The organism is Microvirga solisilvae (assembly GCF_022808595.1).
In the GTDB taxonomy this organism is placed as follows: Bacteria; Pseudomonadota; Alphaproteobacteria; order Rhizobiales; family Beijerinckiaceae; genus Microvirga; species Microvirga solisilvae.
The window spans coordinates 117733-132829 of the sequence record NZ_JAKUCN010000006.1 but is presented as its reverse complement, the minus strand read 5'-3'; the positions used below and the strand labels follow the sequence as shown (position 1 = coordinate 132829).

Here is a 15097-nt window from a genome sequence, read left to right as displayed (position 1 = left end):
CTGGCCGCCACATAAACAAAAGGCTCCGATCCGGTCGGAGCCTTGAACGATCAATCTGGATGGGACCAACACGCCTTAAGTCGGCGCCTTGTCCGTCACCGGAACCTGACTGCTGATCTCGCCCGGCTCCTCGCGACGAGGCAGTGGGCTGCCGCTAACCCAGCGGACGATGTCGAGCATCACGACGGAGAGCGTCTCGTCGAGGGCGCGGGCGGCGTTCGCCGCATCCACGGAGGCCACCGGCGTGCGGGCGCGGAAGATGCGACCGCTCGCGATGCGGCCGGTCTGGTCGCTGACGATCTTCACCGAAATCTCGACCACCGCCTCGTTGGACGGCGTTTCCACCTCGAAGCGGCGCAGCTCCGAGATGAGCTGGACGTCGGCCACCGCGCCGCTGCTGGGACGCGAGACGCCGCGCAGCTGAGAGGCGTTCTCGAAGGTGTTGATCAGGCGCGTCTGGACCAGGCGCGGCAGGTTATCGGCCCACTGCCCTCCTCCGACGAAGGAGACCGAGCCGCCCGTATCCTTCACCAGGATCTGCTGGGTGGCGAGGGTCTGGATGGCGGCGGGCTCGTTCACGAGCACCTGGACGCCGGAAGCGCGCCGAACGGGGGCTGTGGGCGCGGAGAGGTCATACGTGGTCGGTGCCGGACCCGACGAGCAGGCGCCGGCAAGCGCCGCCAGAAGCACGACGGGCATCAGGCGCTTGAGCGGCCGGGAGGTCGGGGAAGGAGACACGGATGATCCACGCATACGAGTTTACTTAACGGCGTCCATTGTATTGGGGGAGATTGGGTTGGCTACCGAAAAGAAACTGCTGTGGATTACGCTCGATGCTGCGCACCGCGCGGCTGATATCCCCCAGCGTCTTCCGACCTTCGACGGCCAGTGCCTCGTATTCCCGAAGCCCTGAATCTGTGAAGCGACCGACGCCTGACAAGACCCCCTCGATGCCGCTGGTGCGGCGGTTGAGGTCGTCGGCCAGCTCGCGCACGGAGACGGCGGCGGCCCTGATCTCGTCGAAGGCGCCCTTGCCCGCCTCGCCCGAGGCCGAGCCGAGGAACTTCTCGGCCCCCGCCAGGACGCCGTCGATCCGGTCGGCGGACTTGTTGAGCTTCTCGGTGATTGAGCGGGCTTCCTGAATCGCCTTGTCGATATCCGGACTGCGGCGATTCAGGGTGTCGGTGAAGTTCTGGACGTTGTCGACCGTGCTTCTCACCTTGTTCGGATCGACGGCCTTGGTGAGGTTCGCGATCTCGGACACGGCGGCATCGAGCTTGGGAGCCGTCTCGTTGAGGCGAGCGACGAGACCGGCCGTATCGCGCAGGATCTCGCCCACCGCCTCACGGTTCTCGCCCACGGTCTGGGTGAAGTTGTCGACATTCTCGACGATGCGGGACACGCGCTGCGGCTCGACCGCCCGGACGACCTCGTCGACGTTGGTGGCGAGCGTCTCGAGCTTTTCGGCGAGCGGGCCGACCTTCTCCGCCGCCTGCCCGATCTGGGCCAGGAAGCGGTCGATGCCCTCCGCGTTCTCGCCGAGCGCCTGTGAGAAGCGCTCCACGTTCTGGACCGTGCGGTTGATGGAACCCTCGTTGTCCGCCACGACCCGGCCCACGCGCTCCAGCACGTCATCGGCCCGGCGGGCGATGTTGCGGGCGGTCTCGATGAGATCCTGGAAATCGGAACGGTCGGCGAAGATCGTCGGCATGGGCTGGCCGGGGCCGGCCACCAACGGAGGAGCGCCCGGCTCGCCGCCCGAGAGGCCGATATTCGCAACACCCGTGAGGCCCTGGTATTCGAGGCGGGCGCGGGTATCGGCGCGGATCGGAATGTCGCGGCCGACCTGGATGATCGCCACCACGCGGCGCGGATCCTCGGGCAGCAGGCTGATATCGGTCACCTCGCCCACGCGCAGACCGTTGAAGGACACGGTCGAGCCTTGCGACATGCCGGAGACGGAACCGGAGAACACGACGCGGACGGATTGGCGCTCCTGGCCCCGGTTTCCGCCGGAGAACCAATAGACGAAGCCGAACGCCGCCGCGATCACCGCGAGGGTGAAGATGCCGATCAAAGCGTAATTCGCACGCGTTTCCATCGTAAGCCCTTACGCGCCGCCGGCCATGGCCGCGCGTGCCCGTTTTCCATGAAAATAAGAGCGGAGCCAAGGGTGATCAGAGGCCAGCATCGCCTCAATCGGCCCCTCCGCCAAAATCTTGCCCTCGCCCAGCGCCGCGATCCGGTCGCACACCGTGTAAAGGCTGTCGAGATCATGGGTTACCATGAATACGGTAAGCCCCAAAGTCCGCTGCAATGTCGCAATCAGCTCGTCGAAATCGCCCGCGCCGATGGGGTCGAGACCCGAGGTCGGCTCGTCGAGGAAGACGATATCCGGGTCGAGGGCGAGAGCCCGCGCCAGAGCCGCGCGCTTGATCATGCCGCCGGAGAGCTCGGAGGGCAGCTTGTCCGCCGCATCGGGCTTCAGGCCCACCATCTCGATCTTGAGCATGGCGAGTTCGTCGAGAAGCCGCTCGGAGAGGTTCAGGTGCTCGCGCATCGGCACCTGGACGTTCTGCTTCACGGTGAGCGCCGAGAACAGCGCGCCCTGCTGGAACAGCACGCCCCAATGCCGCTCCATCATGCGGCGCTCGGAGGGTGACAGATCGTCGAGGTTCTGGCCCAGCACCTCGATGGTGCCCGCGCGCTTGGGAACGAGACCGAGGATGGCGCGGGTGAGCACCGACTTGCCCTGACCCGAAGCGCCGACGAAGCCGAGGATCTCGCCGCGATACACATCGAGATCGAGGCCCTTGAGTATGGTCTTCTCGCCGAAGCCGACCTCGACGTCGCGGACGCGGATGATCACTTCGCGATCTTTAGCGGGAGCGGGATGGCGGCGTTCGAGCATCGGGATCAATACCTAATGGCCGCGAAGAACATGGCAAACAGGCCGTCGAGCACAATGACCATGAAGATGGCCTTCACCACCGAGGAGGTCACGTGCCGGCCCAGGGACTCGGCGGAACCCTGCACCGCCAGACCTTCCAGCGTGGCGATGATGCCAATCACCATGGCCATGAAGGGCGCCTTGATGAGGCCGACCATGAAGGTGTTGAAGCCGATGGACGCCCGCAGGCGTGTCAGGAACACATCGGGGCTGATGTCGCCGTAAATCCAGGCGGTGACGCCGCCGCCCATCAGGGCCGCGATGGACGCGATGAAGGTCAAAAGCGGCAGGCCGATGATGAGGGCGAGAATGCGCGGCAGGATCAGCACTTCGATGGGATCGAGCCCCATGACGCGCAGCGCATCGATCTCCTCGCGCATCTTCATGGAGCCGATTTCGGCGGTAAACGCCGAGCCCGAGCGGCCCGCCACCATGATCGAGGTGAGCAGCACGCCCAGTTCGCGCATCACCAGGATGCCGATGAGGTCGACCACGAAGGGCGTGGCGCCGAATTTGACGAGCTGGAAAATGCCCTGCTGGGCCACGATAGCACCGACCAGGAACGAGATGAGCACGATGATCGGCACGCCGCGATAGGCGATCTGCTCCAGCTGGTTGATGACCGCCGTGCCCCGGAACCGCCGGGGATGGGTGACCACCCGGATGAAGGCCGCAACCAACTCGCCCAGGAAGGCCACGCCGCGCACGAGATCGCTGCCGGCGCCGGCGACGGTCTCGCCCACATCGACGAGGAAATCGACGAATCGGGAGGGCTTCGCCTTCGGCTTCTCCTGGAAGCCGCGATAGGCGACCTCATTGAGAAGGATATGCTGCTCCTGGGTGGCGTTGACGAAATCGGACGCCAGTCCCTTCTCGCCGAGCTCATGCCGTGTCCGGTCGAGCACCCAGGCGCCCAGGGTATCGAGGCGTTGCACTCCCGAAAGATCGATGATGAGGTGGCCCCGGTCGGCCTGCTCCGCGATCTCGGAGGTCAAGGCCTCAACCGTGCGCGCATGCTCGGCGGTCCACGGACCAGCCAGCACGGCTGTGACCTTGTTTCCGGCGCGCTCGATTCGAAGCTGCGGCTCTTGAGCCAGGGTGCCCTGCGCCACGATGATCCTTCCGGGATTGATTCCGTTTGGTGATAGCGTGTAGCTGCGCCACAAGTCGAGATGAAGTTCTAAAGAGAAGAAGAGAATGCGTCAGCTCACCGTTTCCATCGACCGTTTCCCCATCGCGGGCAAGTTCACAATCGCGCGGGGTTCGCGCACGGAGGCCGTGGTGGTGACGGCCACCATTACCGAGGGCGCAGCCGTGGGACATGGGGAATGCGTGCCCTATCCCCGCTACGGCGAGACGGTGGAAGGCGTGGCGGAGGCCATCGAGGCCATCCGCCCGCAGATCGAAGCCGGGCTGACCCGTGAGGTTCTTCAAGCTCTCCTGCCCGCAGGTGCGGCTCGCAACGCGGTCGATTGCGCCCTCTGGGATCTGGACGCCAAGCGCTCAGGCATCCGCGCCCATGTGACGGCGGGGCTGACCCGCTGGCCGCCCGTGACCACCGCCTACACGATCAGCCTCGACACGCCCGAAGGCATGGCGGAAGCAGCCGCCAAGGCGGCCCACCGGCCGATCCTGAAGGTGAAGTTCGGTGCTCCCGACGGCGATATCGAGCGTATCAAGGCCGTGCGCAAAGCCGTGCCGGATGCAACGCTCATTGCCGACGCCAACGAGGGCTGGACGGATGCGAATATCGAAGCGCATCTCGCAGCCTGCGCCGAGGCCGGCTACGCCCTCGTGGAACAGCCCCTCCCCGCCAAGGCGGACGGCTTCCTCGCCAAGATCGCGCGCCCGGTACCTATCATGGCCGACGAGAGCGTCCATGACCGCGCGAGCCTGCAGCGGCTGGTCGGCCTCTACGATGTAGTGAACATCAAGCTCGACAAGACGGGCGGCCTCACCGAGGCCCTGGCGTTGGCCGATGCTGCGGAAGCCCTCGGCTTCCCACTCATGATCGGCTGCATGGTGGGCACGTCGCTTGCCATGGCTCCCGCCATGGTGATCGCGCCCCGCTGCCGTTTCGTGGATCTCGACGGCCCACTGCTTCTCGCCAAAGATCGCGAGCCCGGCCTGACATACGAGGGCAGCCTGGTCTATCCGCCCGAGCCCGCGCTCTGGGGCTGAGCCTTCAGCTTTCCGACCACGATCACCATGAGGACGAAACCGATGGCGCCCAAGGGCGCCATCGCCGCGAAGACGAGCGGGCCGACCTTCTCATAGATCAGACCGCTGCCGATGGTGGAAACCGCCGTCGTCAGGGCCGCCAGCGAGCCGTAGATCCCTTGCGCGCGGCCCCTCGCCTGCATCGGCGCGAGCTGGGTCAGCGCCGCCATGGTGCCGATATGGGTCGCGGCGAAGGAAAGACTGTGCAGGGTCTGGAGAACGAAGGTCACCTCTATCCCCGGATCGAGGGACATGCCGATGAAGCGGATCATCGCCGCAGCCGAGCCCAGCAGGATCAGCCCGACGCCTGAACCGCGCCCCACCGCACGACCAAGGAAGATGAACACCATGATCTCGGCGATCACGCCCGCCGCCCAGAAATAGCCGATGGCGGAATCGGAGAACCCCAGCGAGCGCCAGTGAATGCTGGCGAAGGCATTGAGCGCGCCATGACTGCCTTGAGTGACCGCGCCCGCGATCAACAGAAGCCACAACACTTTCGGCAGGGCCGGTGACGCGGGCTTCGCACTGCTCTCGGATTTCGCCGGATGGTCCGGCACCTCATCAGGAACGACGGTGAGCGTCGCTGAAATTCCGAGGATCGGGATGAGCGTGAGCGCCACGACCACCGCGCTCGGCCCGAAGGCCCCGACGAGATAGCCGGCAAGAATGTTGGTGATGAAGAACGCCACCGACCCGCTGCCGCGAATACGCCCGTAATTCAGGCCCGGATGACGCTGCACCGCATTGGTGGAGACGAGATCGTTGCCAGGAATGATGGCGGCCTGCGCGAAGGCCACAAGGGCCACGAGCGCGATGATCGTGACGCTGTGATCCGTCAGCATGAGCAGCGGGAAGCACAGCATCTGCCCCATATGGCTCGCCAGCAAAAGCCGCCTCGCGCCGAAGGAACGGTCGGCAAGGCTCAACAGGGGCGCCGTGGCGATGATGCGCACGATGATCGGGATCGCGACCACGAAGCCGATGATGGTGGACGACAGCCCCTTGCTTTGGAGCCAGAGCGGAAAGAACGGCAGATAAACGCCATGGCTCACGAAGCTCGCCGCCTGCAAGGCGCCCAGACGGATTTCGAGGGCTCTGGTGGGGGAGATCAAGGATTGAGCTTTCGGAATCAGCATGAGCGGCGAAGATGTCCATTAAAGACATGATGCCGCGACAGCCAAGAGTTGATCCGCATAGTTATGTTGACGAGCAGGCATGCGGCGATGGGCGTGCAAGGCCGAGTCAAGTCCGGCCATGACGGAAGACGACTGGCGTCCTCCCGGGGCTGCGCAGCAGAACCCGGGATCGCGAGACGAGAATAGCGCGGGATCATCACCTCTCCCTGAGGGAGAGGTCGGACCGTCAGGTCCGGGTGAGGGGTTACAGGTCTTTCCGGAGAGGTCTCGCCCCCTCACCCTCGCTGCGCTCGACCTCTCCCCACCGGGGAGAGGTGAAGTGGCGCCTCATCCTTCTCGCGATCCCGGCTCGGCTGACGCCGTCCGGGATGACGCCCTGTGCATGATGTTCCGCTTTTGTTCTTGACTTTGGTCCTAAGCTGGGCCATATTGGGGATGTCCTGGCTCGATGAGGGGCGCGCTCGCGAGGCGTCGTGATCGATGGAGCCGGGAACGGTCCCGGTTCGGTCTCGCAAGCCGGGCCGGGAGGCCCATCGTTGAAAGACACGATGAACGCCTAAAAGAACCGTGCGCGAGGAGCCGTCAGGTTCTTCTCACATTCCATAGCGAACCGGACGGCCTCTCGCGCCTCCCTCACCCCATACCTCGGAGCCACACGCTCGCGAGGCCATTCCCGCTCGCTCTTTGACATCTCACAAACAGCAGCGTGCCGGATCATAACCTGCATTCAATCAGGCTCTCGTATGCGCTGCCTGAATATTCGAGAAGAATTGCCGTGCGCTCTCACGCCACGTGAAGGTCTCGCCATAGGCTCTGCAACGATCCCGCGGAATCTCCAACGCTTCGAGAGCCGCCTTCCGCAGATCCTCGTCGACGACACCGCAGCCCGACGCACCGATCACATCGACGGGTCCTGTCACCGGAAAAGCTGCGATGGGTAGGCCCGACGCCAAGGCTTCGAGCAGCACAATGCCGAAAGTATCGGTGAGGCTCGGAAACACGAAGACATTGGCTGAAGAATAAATCCGCGCGAGATCATCGCCTGTGAGCGCCCCGAGAAAACGCGCTTCGCTGTATTGACGCTCGAGATCCTGACGCGCGGGACCGTCGCCCACGATCACTTTCGTGCCGGGCAGATCAAGGGAGAGAAAGGCCGAGAGATTCTTCTCCACCGCAACGCGGCCCACATAGAGAAAGACCGGTCCCTTGCAATCGAGCACGCGTTCATGGCGCGGACGGAACAGCACGGTGTCCACGCCGCGCGTCCAGCGCACGATGTTTTTGAAGCCGCGCCCGCTCAACTCACGCTCAAGCGAGGGCGTCGAGACCATCATGGCCTTCGCCTCGCGGTGAAACCAGCGCAGGACGCCGTAGGACAATCTCTCCGGAACCGGCAGGCGCGCGGAGAGATATTCCGGGAAGCGCGTATGATAGCTCGTGGTGAAGACACGCCCCTGCTGCCGGCAGGCCAACCGCGCGGAAAAACCAAGCGGCCCTTCTGTCGCGATATGCACGTGATCGGGCTGCGCTTGTGCGATCATGCGTCCGACGATATCGGGCCGCGTCAGCGACAGGCGGATTTCCGGATAGGTGGGCATCGGAAAAGAGCGGAAGCGCTCCGGCGTGAGAAACACGATCTCCGCACCGAAGGCAGGAGCCTGCTCCGCCATGTATTCCAGCGAGCGCACGACGCCGTTGACCTGCGGCCTCCAGGCATCGGTGACGATCATCACGCGCATCATGCAGCCTTTTCATTGAGAATGACGGGCTTTTCCACCGGCATCATGATTTCGGAAGGCGCGATCTCGAGGCTTGGAGCAGGCAGGCTCCTGCTGCTCTCCTCCGTCCAACGGATCAGTTCGAGCTTGCCGTCCCAATGCTCCACGACGACGGTGCAGGATTCCACCCAGTCGCCTGTATTCACGTAAGAGACACCGAAATTCTCGTGCATGGCGGCGTGATGGATGTGCCCGCAGATCACGCCGTCCACCTCCTGCCGCTTGGCCTCCGAGGCGAGCAACTCCTCGAACTTGCTGATGAAGTTCACCGCATTCTTCACCTTCAGCTTCGCCCAGGCGGACAAGGACCAATAGGTCAGACCGAGCTTTCGGCGGATGATGTTGAGATAGGTGTTGACGAAGAGAGCTGTCGTGTAGGCTCCATCGCCTAAGAGCGCGAGCCAGCGGGCATGGCGCACCACCAGATCGAACTGATCGCCATGGATCACGAGATAACGCTTGCCGTCAGCCGTCTCGTGAATGGCATGCTCGGCGAGTTCGATGCCGCCGAGACTGATGCCCACGTAATCGCGCAGGAACTCGTCGTGATTGCCGGGGACGTAGATGAGCGACGAGCCCTTTCTCACCTTGCGCAGGAGCTTCTGCACCACGTCGTTATGGCTCTGCGGCCAGTACCAGCCGGATTTCAGCCGCCATCCGTCGACGATATCGCCGACGAGATAAATGGTCTCGGCATCGTAGAGCTTGAGAAAGTCCAGAAGCGCTCCCGCCTGGCACCCCTTTGTGCCCAGATGAAGATCAGACAGGAACATCGTGCGCACACGGATCGTATCCACATCCCTCGGCATGCGGCGCCCTCTTGTTGCAAGTTCTCGCGCCCAGCCAGACAGGATTCGCGTCTCGCCCGCGTGACGTTCCGGTTGCGTTTTTGTGACAGCAGGTCGGAGTTCCATGCACACAGCGCAGGGACGCGGGAGCAATAATCACTTCACGAAGCAGGCGTGGCGTGTTCTTGTGCGGTTCCTTCGCTTAAGTGACTCGCCGTTGTGAAATCTCTCCTGTGAAACCTGTTCTGGGGATCTCCCTCAAAGTCCTGTCGGCTCTCATCTTCACGGTGATGTCGGCTGTCCTCAAGACCCTGATGGATCGCTACCCGACCGGGGAAGTGGTGTTCTTCCGCTCATTCTTCGCCATTCTGCCGCTCTGGCTGTGGCTCGGCTGGAAAGGCGACCTGATCAACGGCCTGCGCACGAAGAACGTGGTTGGACATTTCAAGCGCGGCTTTCTCGGAACCGGCGGCATGACGTTGGGCTTTGCCGCCCTCTCCTACCTGCCCCTTCATGATGCAATCGCCATCGGCTACGCCTCGCCGCTGATGGTCGTGGTGCTCGCGGCCCTCGTCCTCAAGGAACGCGTGCGCGCCTATCGCTGGACCGCTGTCGCCCTTGGTTTTATCGGCGTCATCATCATGCTGTCGCCCTACCTCACGCCGGAGACTTTCACGGGCGGATTGCTGGCAGGACCCGCCCTCGGCGCGAGCTGCGCCCTTCTGGGTGCCGTCTCCTCGGCGGGCGCACAGATCCAGGTGCGGCGGCTGACCGGAACGGAAAAGACCGGCGCCATCGTCTTCTATTTCTTCGTCCTCGCCTCGGCGCTGTCGTTCTGCACCATCATCTTCGGCTGGCGCATGCCGGACGCACAGGATCTCGCCCTCTTCATCCTCGGCGGCATCCTGGGAGGGGTCGGCCAGATCCTGCTGACGGAGTGCTACCGCTATGCGGACACCTCCGTGATCGCACCCTTCGAATACACCACGATGGTCTGGGCGCTCCTGTTCGGCTGGGTCATGTTCGGGGACCTTCCGACCCCTACGATCCTGATCGGAGCTGCCATCGTGGCCGCGACCGGCCTCTTCATCGTCTGGCGAGAGCGCCGCCTAGGCCTGGAACGCTCCCGCGAACTGAAAGTCGCGGCCCCAAAGCCAGGGGCCTGACGGGAAAACTCCCCCTGCGGCCTCTCCGGCCTTGACCCGCCCGGCCTCTTATCCCACAACCGTTTAAAGGAACGAGCGTACGGTTTTTCAGAACAGAGGCAGCGTGATGGGCGTCGAAGGCAAAGAGCGGCACCGGGACCTGGAAACAGGAGCACAAGTCTTGTCCGGCAATATGGGCAAGACGATCCAGCGCCTGCGCAAGGCCTATAACCTCTCCCTGTCGGAGCTCGCCGAGCAATCGGGCGTGGCCAAGTCCATCATCAGCCAGATCGAGCGCAACGAGACCAACCCGACGCTTGCCACCATCTGGCGTCTCAGCCAGGCCCTCGACGTCTCCATCGAGGGCGTGCTGGCCTCAGCCGACGAAGAGCCCTTCATCGAGAAGTCCTCGAAGGCCGATACGCCGATCCTCGTCTCAGACGACGGCAAGATGCGCCTTGCCATCATCGGCTGGATCAAAACCGTCGAGTGGCTGCAATGGTACGACGTGCAGTCGGAACCCGGCGGCGTGCTCGATTCCGACAGCCATCAGCGCGGTTCGGTGGAATGCCTCTCGGTGCTCGAAGGGGAGTTCGAGGTCGAGGTCGGCGGCGTGACCCAGCAGGCCAAGGCAGGCGAATCCCTGCGTTATCGCTGCGACCGTCCCCATTCCGTGCGCTGCATTGGCGACACGTCCGGCCGCGCCACCATGGTCTGCATCCTCAAGGCCGCCGTGATGGATTGAGGCTTAAGGCCTCAACCCTCTCAAGATTTCGGAGCCTTGTAGCCTTCCTTGGGCGGTAAGGAGAGCAGGTATTCCGCGATCGCCTTGCGATCGCTCTCCGGCAATTGCGCCGTGTTGCGCACCACCGAACCCATCGGCCCGCCGACCGTATCGAAATTCGGCGTCTCACCCGTCGTGAGCAAGGTCACGAGATCAGCTTCTGTCCAGCCGCCGATGCCGCTCGGGTCGGGCGTGATGTTGGGCACCGTACCCCTGCCCTCCGGATCGGGACCGCCGGCAAATCGCCGATCTTCGATGATCGCACCCACGAAGTTGCGCTCGCTGTGGCACTCCACGCAATGCCCAGGACCATTCACGAGATAAGCGCCCCGGTTCCAGCTCTCAGACTTGGATGGATCGGGCGTAAAGGCTTTTCCGTCGAGAAAAGCAAGCTTCCATAACCCCACGCCGCGCCGGATGTTGAACGGGAACGGCAGTTCGTGATCGGGCGCCTTACCTTCGACGGCGGGGAGCGTCTGCAAGAAGGCGAACATATCCGCCAGATCCTCACGGCTCATGCGCTGATAGGATGTATAGGGAAAGGCCGGGTAATAGTGCCGCCCATCGGGGGATGCTCCCTCCTGCATGGCGCGGATGAAATCGACGACACCCCAGGAGCCGATGCCATCCTGCTTGTGCGGCGAGATGTTGGGAACATGGAATGTGCCGAACGGCGACTTTAGGGCATAGCCTCCGCCGAGACGGAGTTTGTCGTCCTGGTTGGGCGTGGAATGACAAGAGGTACAGCCCCCCGCGAAGAACATGACGCGCCCTCGCTCCACATCGGGTGCTCGGCCGAAGCTCATCGGGGTAGAGAAATCCGTCGATGGATCGCCTCGAAGCAGACGATAAACTGAGGGCGATGTGAGCGCGAAGAAACCCAGCACGCCGACCAGCACCAGAAGACCTAAGCCAACAATTGTCTTACGCATTGCCCTTCCCAACATGAATCGGGCGGCTATGAAAGCCGCCCGCTCGATCATTCAAAATCGTCTTAGCTCTTCTTGCGGAAGTCGTTGTGGCAGGCACCGCAATTCTGCATGACCTTCGGCATCTCGGTTTTGAAAGTCGCCTCGTCCTTGATGGACGCCATCGCGGTCTTCGCATCCTGGTTGAACTTGGTCAGGATCCCTTCGAACTTCGTCTTGTTCTCCCAGATGCTTGGAAGAGCTTCGGTCTTGGGCGCATCTTTCGAGTTCTCAGGGAAGAGCGAGGCCGCCTTCTCCGAATTGTCGGCGAAGACCTTGAGACCGGCCTGAACCTTGGCGAGATCGAACGGCTCCTGCCCACGCAGCATGCCGCCGATCGGTCGCGTCTGGGCGCCCATCTGCTTCATCAGGTTCTGGCGCTGCTCGACCACATCGCCTTGCGCAATAGCTGCGGTGACGCCCAGCGTCAGAAGGCTGGCGAGCAAAATCGTACGCTTCATAGAGTTTTCCCCATTTTACCGTGCGGTGAACGGCTTCGCCGTATCGGCCCCGCTGGACGGGCATTAGGGCATATCTCCTTGAAAATGCGCACTGTACTTTAGAACAAATCTACGTGAGCAAGTGAGCTTATCCCTGCGCTTATTCCACCGGCTCACCTGCCAGTGCCCAATCCTTGAACCCGCCCTTGTAATGTTCATGGATATCGAGTCCCGCTGCTTGAGCGAACTTAAGGGCTCGGACGGAACGAACACCCGCCTGGCAGGAGAACACGATGCGCTTTCCTTGCGGCAGGGATTCCGGGTCGAAAGTGGAAAGCGGATGCAGAACGGCACCTGGAATGTGCCCGGCGGCATATTCGTGGGGCTCCCGGACATCAACCAGAAGGATCGAGCCTTCCTGGAGACCCTTCTTGATGTCCTCACGGTCGAGATCGACCACCTTTGGCATGGATGAGTTCATGTGAAAAACAGTTCTCCCTGCAGAGCCTCACTCATATCGGCTTTGCAGGGAGGATGACAATCGAGGCATTTCACCCGAGCGGCGGAATCCGCAACACCCAACCGGGCTGGATCATGTCGGGGTCCTTTACCGGTGGGGAGTTCGCCTTGACGATCTCGGTATACTTTGCGCCTTTGCCCTTGCCGTAATGCTTTTCGGCAATCTCCCAGAGCGTATCGCCCTTCTGAACGGTGTACATGGTGGCTGGCGCAGAAGGCTGCTGGACCTGAAGCCCGCTCGTATCGACCTCCGCGACGCCATAGGTATTGCCCAAGGATAGAATGATCTTTTCGGCTTCCTCCTGGGTCATCGCCTGGCCCGAGAGCTTCACCTTGTCGCCTTCGACCTGGATCCCGAGCTTACTCGCATCGAAACCATGTCCCTGGACTTCCTGCTGAAGCTTCTCCGGCGTCGCAGCGGCGGCGCTGCCGCCGAAAATTTTGGCGCCGGCCTCCTTGATGAATTTGAACAGACCCATGTGCATCTCCTCTCGCATCGACCGCCAGCGGCCAAGCAGAGTGAAGACGCACGGCCCAGGTTAAGAGTTCCGTTCAGGCCAAGCTCGAGAACACATCCGCCAACGATGGCAGCCGGTCCTTGAGGCGCAAGAGAGCAATCAGCTCGATCTGTACGACGGCCGTATCGAACTCTGTCTCGGCATCGTGGTCCAGCCGCTGCTCGAACGCCGTCATGATCTCATCCTTCGTGCGCCCCTTCACCGCCATGATGAACGGAAAGCCGAACTTCTGCTTATAGGCGTCGTTCAGCGCGATGAAGCGATCACGCTCGCCCTCCGTGAGACTGTCGAGACCGGCGGAGGATTGCTCGTTGCGGGAATCCGATGTGAGATCGGCAAGTTTCAGGCGCCCGGCGAGATCGGGATGTGCGCGGATCAATGCGAGCTTCTGCTCCCGGATAGCCTCGGAGAGCACATGCACCATGGCGGCATGAAGCCCTTCCGCCGTATCCTGTGCCGACGTGAACCCCGCATCGTAAGCACGCTCCGCGATCCAAGGAGAGTGTTCGAAAATGTCGCCGAATAATTCTGTAAAGACAGCCTTGCTCATCGTGCTCGGCTTCAGAGCCGCCGAGCGATGATAGCGGATCCAAAGTCGCGCGATGTCGACGCGCCGGGCGATCCACACATCGTCATGGGATGCCACATAATCGAGAAAGCGCGCAAGCGCGGCAGCACGTCCCGGGCGCCCGACGAGACGGCAGTGCAGACCGACTGACATCATCTTCGGCGCAGTCTCGCCCTCTGCATAAAGCGTATCGAACGTGTCCTTGAGATAGGTAAAAAACTGATCCCCTGCGTTGAAACCCTGCGGCGTTGCAAAGCGCATATCGTTAGCGTCGAGCGTATAGGGCACGATAAGCTGCTGACGGTCCCCATGCTGCTCCCAGTAGGGTAGTTCGTCCGCATAGGAATCGGCGCTGTAGAGAAAACCGCCCTCCTCTGCCACAAGGCGGTTCGTATGCTCCGACGTGCGGCCCGTATACCAACCGAGCGGGCGTTCGCCCGTGACCTCCGTGTGGATGCGGATTGCCTCCTTCATATGCGCCCGCTCTTCATCAGCGGAGAAGTCGCGATAATCGATCCATTTGAGACCATGACACGCGATTTCCCAATCGGCTTCCTTCATCGCGGCCACCGCTTCCGGGTTGCGCATGAGAGCTGTCGCGACGCCGTAAACGGTCACGGGCATCCTGCGCTCGGTGAACATGCGCCACAGGCGCCAGAAACCGGCACGTGAGCCGTATTCGTAAATCGACTCCATGCTCATGTGGCGCTGGCCGAGCCAGGGCTGCGCGCCTACGATCTCGGAAAGGAACGCTTCCGATGCACGGTCGCCGTGAAGGATGCTGTTCTCGCCGCCCTCCTCGTAATTGATGACAAACTGCACACAAATTCGCGCATTGTCAGGCCAACGCGGATGCGGCGGATTTCGCCCGTAGCCGATGAGATCGCGGGGATAGGTGGTCTCGGGCATGGGTCAGCTTCCTCGATAGGTGGAATAGCTCCAGGGCGTCACGAGGAGCGGCACGTGATAATGACCATCGGGCTCGGCGATGGTGAAGCGAATGGGAACGATATCCAGAAACGGTGGATCGGCCGTGGGCACCACGAGCGCTTTGAAATAGGAACCGACATCAAAAACCAATTCGTAAGTGCCTGTTCGAAAGGCCTCGCCGATCATCAAAGGTGCATCCGTGCGCCCATCCGCATTCGTGATGGTGCGCAGGACGGAGCGGCGGCCCTCGCCCTCAATGGCGAAAAGCTCGATGGCAATGCCCCTGGCGGGCTTGCCATTAGCATTGTCCAAAACGTGGGTGGAAAGGCGGCCCATGAAACCTCGCGTGC

At 62.5% G+C, this 15097-nt stretch carries 16 protein-coding genes; 3 read left to right on the top strand and 13 right to left on the bottom strand.

Annotated features, from left to right (window positions below; all coding sequences use genetic code 11):
* Positions 1-75: 75 nt before the first annotated feature.
* The 4 genes from MJ639_RS13340 to MJ639_RS13325 are packed head-to-tail and all read right to left on the bottom strand — an operon-like array spanning position 76 to position 4023.
* On the bottom strand, positions 76-738 hold the full coding sequence (locus MJ639_RS13340) for an ABC-type transport auxiliary lipoprotein family protein (RefSeq protein ID WP_243373579.1): 663 nt from the start codon (positions 736-738) through the stop codon (positions 76-78).
* Between the two features lie 25 nt (positions 739-763).
* A complete protein-coding gene (locus MJ639_RS13335; protein ID WP_243373577.1) occupies positions 764-2101 on the bottom strand; it encodes an MlaD family protein in 1338 nt (445 codons plus the stop codon).
* A 9-nt stretch (positions 2102-2110) separates the two neighbouring features.
* A complete protein-coding gene (locus MJ639_RS13330; protein ID WP_243373575.1) occupies positions 2111-2911 on the bottom strand; it encodes an ABC transporter ATP-binding protein in 801 nt (266 codons plus the stop codon).
* A gap of 5 nt (positions 2912-2916) precedes the next feature.
* Positions 2917-4023, bottom strand: coding sequence for an ABC transporter permease (locus tag MJ639_RS13325; RefSeq protein WP_423790796.1), 1107 nt, complete (start codon positions 4021-4023; stop codon positions 2917-2919).
* Between the two features lie 124 nt (positions 4024-4147).
* Between MJ639_RS13325 and dgcA the strand changes: the two genes are divergently transcribed.
* Complete coding sequence (gene dgcA, locus MJ639_RS13320) at positions 4148-5131, top strand: N-acetyl-D-Glu racemase DgcA (RefSeq protein ID WP_243373573.1); 984 nt, start codon at positions 4148-4150, stop codon at positions 5129-5131.
* Here dgcA and MJ639_RS13315 read toward each other — a convergent pair.
* From MJ639_RS13315 to MJ639_RS13305, 3 genes are all read right to left on the bottom strand, one after another.
* Entirely contained in the window at positions 5101-6309 is a 1209-nt protein-coding gene (locus MJ639_RS13315; RefSeq protein WP_243373571.1) for an MFS transporter, read from the bottom strand. The two genes, dgcA and MJ639_RS13315, sit on opposite strands and share 31 nt — an antisense overlap.
* Positions 6310-7040: 731 nt before the next feature.
* Positions 7041-8048, bottom strand: a complete 1008-nt coding sequence (locus MJ639_RS13310) for a glycosyltransferase family 4 protein (protein WP_279306638.1) — start codon at positions 8046-8048, stop codon at positions 7041-7043.
* Positions 8048-8896 carry a UDP-2,3-diacylglucosamine diphosphatase gene (locus tag MJ639_RS13305; RefSeq protein ID WP_243373561.1) on the bottom strand — a complete coding sequence of 283 codons (849 nt, stop codon included), beginning with the start codon at positions 8894-8896 and terminating at the stop codon, positions 8048-8050. Before MJ639_RS13305 ends, MJ639_RS13310 begins: the two co-directional genes overlap by 1 nt.
* 212 nt (positions 8897-9108) lie before the next feature.
* On the opposite strand from MJ639_RS13305, the gene MJ639_RS13300 reads away from it, so the two are divergent.
* Together MJ639_RS13300 and MJ639_RS13295 are read left to right on the top strand one after the other, a co-directional pair.
* Positions 9109-10041 (top strand): DMT family transporter, encoded by a 933-nt coding sequence (locus tag MJ639_RS13300; RefSeq protein WP_243373559.1) that lies wholly within the window; start codon positions 9109-9111, stop codon positions 10039-10041.
* Between the two features lie 106 nt (positions 10042-10147).
* The gene (locus MJ639_RS13295; protein WP_243373557.1) at positions 10148-10765 is read left to right on the top strand and encodes a helix-turn-helix domain-containing protein; all 618 of its coding nucleotides are present in this window, start codon (positions 10148-10150) and stop codon (positions 10763-10765) included.
* A gap of 20 nt (positions 10766-10785) precedes the next feature.
* On the opposite strand, the gene MJ639_RS13290 is transcribed toward MJ639_RS13295, so the two are convergent.
* From MJ639_RS13290 to uraH, 6 genes are all read right to left on the bottom strand, one after another.
* Positions 10786-11736, bottom strand: coding sequence for a c-type cytochrome (locus MJ639_RS13290; RefSeq protein WP_243373549.1), 951 nt, complete (start codon positions 11734-11736; stop codon positions 10786-10788).
* A gap of 62 nt (positions 11737-11798) precedes the next feature.
* Entirely contained in the window at positions 11799-12233 is a 435-nt protein-coding gene (locus MJ639_RS13285; RefSeq protein ID WP_243373547.1) for a c-type cytochrome, read from the bottom strand.
* Positions 12234-12372: 139 nt separating this feature from the next.
* Complete coding sequence (locus MJ639_RS13280) at positions 12373-12693, bottom strand: rhodanese-like domain-containing protein (protein ID WP_243373545.1); 321 nt, start codon at positions 12691-12693, stop codon at positions 12373-12375.
* A gap of 70 nt (positions 12694-12763) precedes the next feature.
* The gene (lysM, locus tag MJ639_RS13275; RefSeq protein WP_243373543.1) at positions 12764-13210 is read right to left on the bottom strand and encodes a peptidoglycan-binding protein LysM; all 447 of its coding nucleotides are present in this window, start codon (positions 13208-13210) and stop codon (positions 12764-12766) included.
* 73 nt (positions 13211-13283) lie between these two features.
* Positions 13284-14726, bottom strand: coding sequence for an allantoinase PuuE (gene puuE / locus MJ639_RS13270; protein WP_243373541.1), 1443 nt, complete (start codon positions 14724-14726; stop codon positions 13284-13286).
* A gap of 3 nt (positions 14727-14729) precedes the next feature.
* Positions 14730-15083 (bottom strand): hydroxyisourate hydrolase, encoded by a 354-nt coding sequence (gene uraH / locus MJ639_RS13265; protein WP_243373539.1) that lies wholly within the window; start codon positions 15081-15083, stop codon positions 14730-14732.
* Positions 15084-15097 lie beyond the last annotated feature (14 nt).

Bases quoted from the DNA above. Each gene is read 5' to 3' on its own strand.
- MJ639_RS13335 (WP_243373577.1), bottom strand. From the start codon at position 2,101: ATGGAAACGCGTGCGAATTACGCTTTGATCGGCATCTTCACCCTCGCG.
- MJ639_RS13330 (WP_243373575.1), bottom strand. From the start codon at position 2,911: ATGCTCGAACGCCGCCATCCCGCTCCCGCTAAAGATCGCGAAGTGATC.
- dgcA (WP_243373573.1), top strand. From the start codon at position 4,148: ATGCGTCAGCTCACCGTTTCCATCGACCGTTTCCCCATCGCGGGCAAG.
- MJ639_RS13315 (WP_243373571.1), bottom strand. From the start codon at position 6,309: ATGCTGATTCCGAAAGCTCAATCCTTGATCTCCCCCACCAGAGCCCTC.
- MJ639_RS13310 (WP_279306638.1), bottom strand. From the start codon at position 8,048: ATGCGCGTGATGATCGTCACCGATGCCTGGAGGCCGCAGGTCAACGGC.
- MJ639_RS13305 (WP_243373561.1), bottom strand. From the start codon at position 8,896: ATGCCGAGGGATGTGGATACGATCCGTGTGCGCACGATGTTCCTGTCT.
- MJ639_RS13295 (WP_243373557.1), top strand. From the start codon at position 10,148: ATGGGCGTCGAAGGCAAAGAGCGGCACCGGGACCTGGAAACAGGAGCA.
- MJ639_RS13290 (WP_243373549.1), bottom strand. From the start codon at position 11,736: ATGCGTAAGACAATTGTTGGCTTAGGTCTTCTGGTGCTGGTCGGCGTG.
- MJ639_RS13285 (WP_243373547.1), bottom strand. From the start codon at position 12,233: ATGAAGCGTACGATTTTGCTCGCCAGCCTTCTGACGCTGGGCGTCACC.
- MJ639_RS13280 (WP_243373545.1), bottom strand. From the start codon at position 12,693: ATGAACTCATCCATGCCAAAGGTGGTCGATCTCGACCGTGAGGACATC.
- lysM (WP_243373543.1), bottom strand. From the start codon at position 13,210: ATGGGTCTGTTCAAATTCATCAAGGAGGCCGGCGCCAAAATTTTCGGC.
- puuE (WP_243373541.1), bottom strand. From the start codon at position 14,726: ATGCCCGAGACCACCTATCCCCGCGATCTCATCGGCTACGGGCGAAAT.
- uraH (WP_243373539.1), bottom strand. From the start codon at position 15,083: ATGGGCCGCCTTTCCACCCACGTTTTGGACAATGCTAATGGCAAGCCC.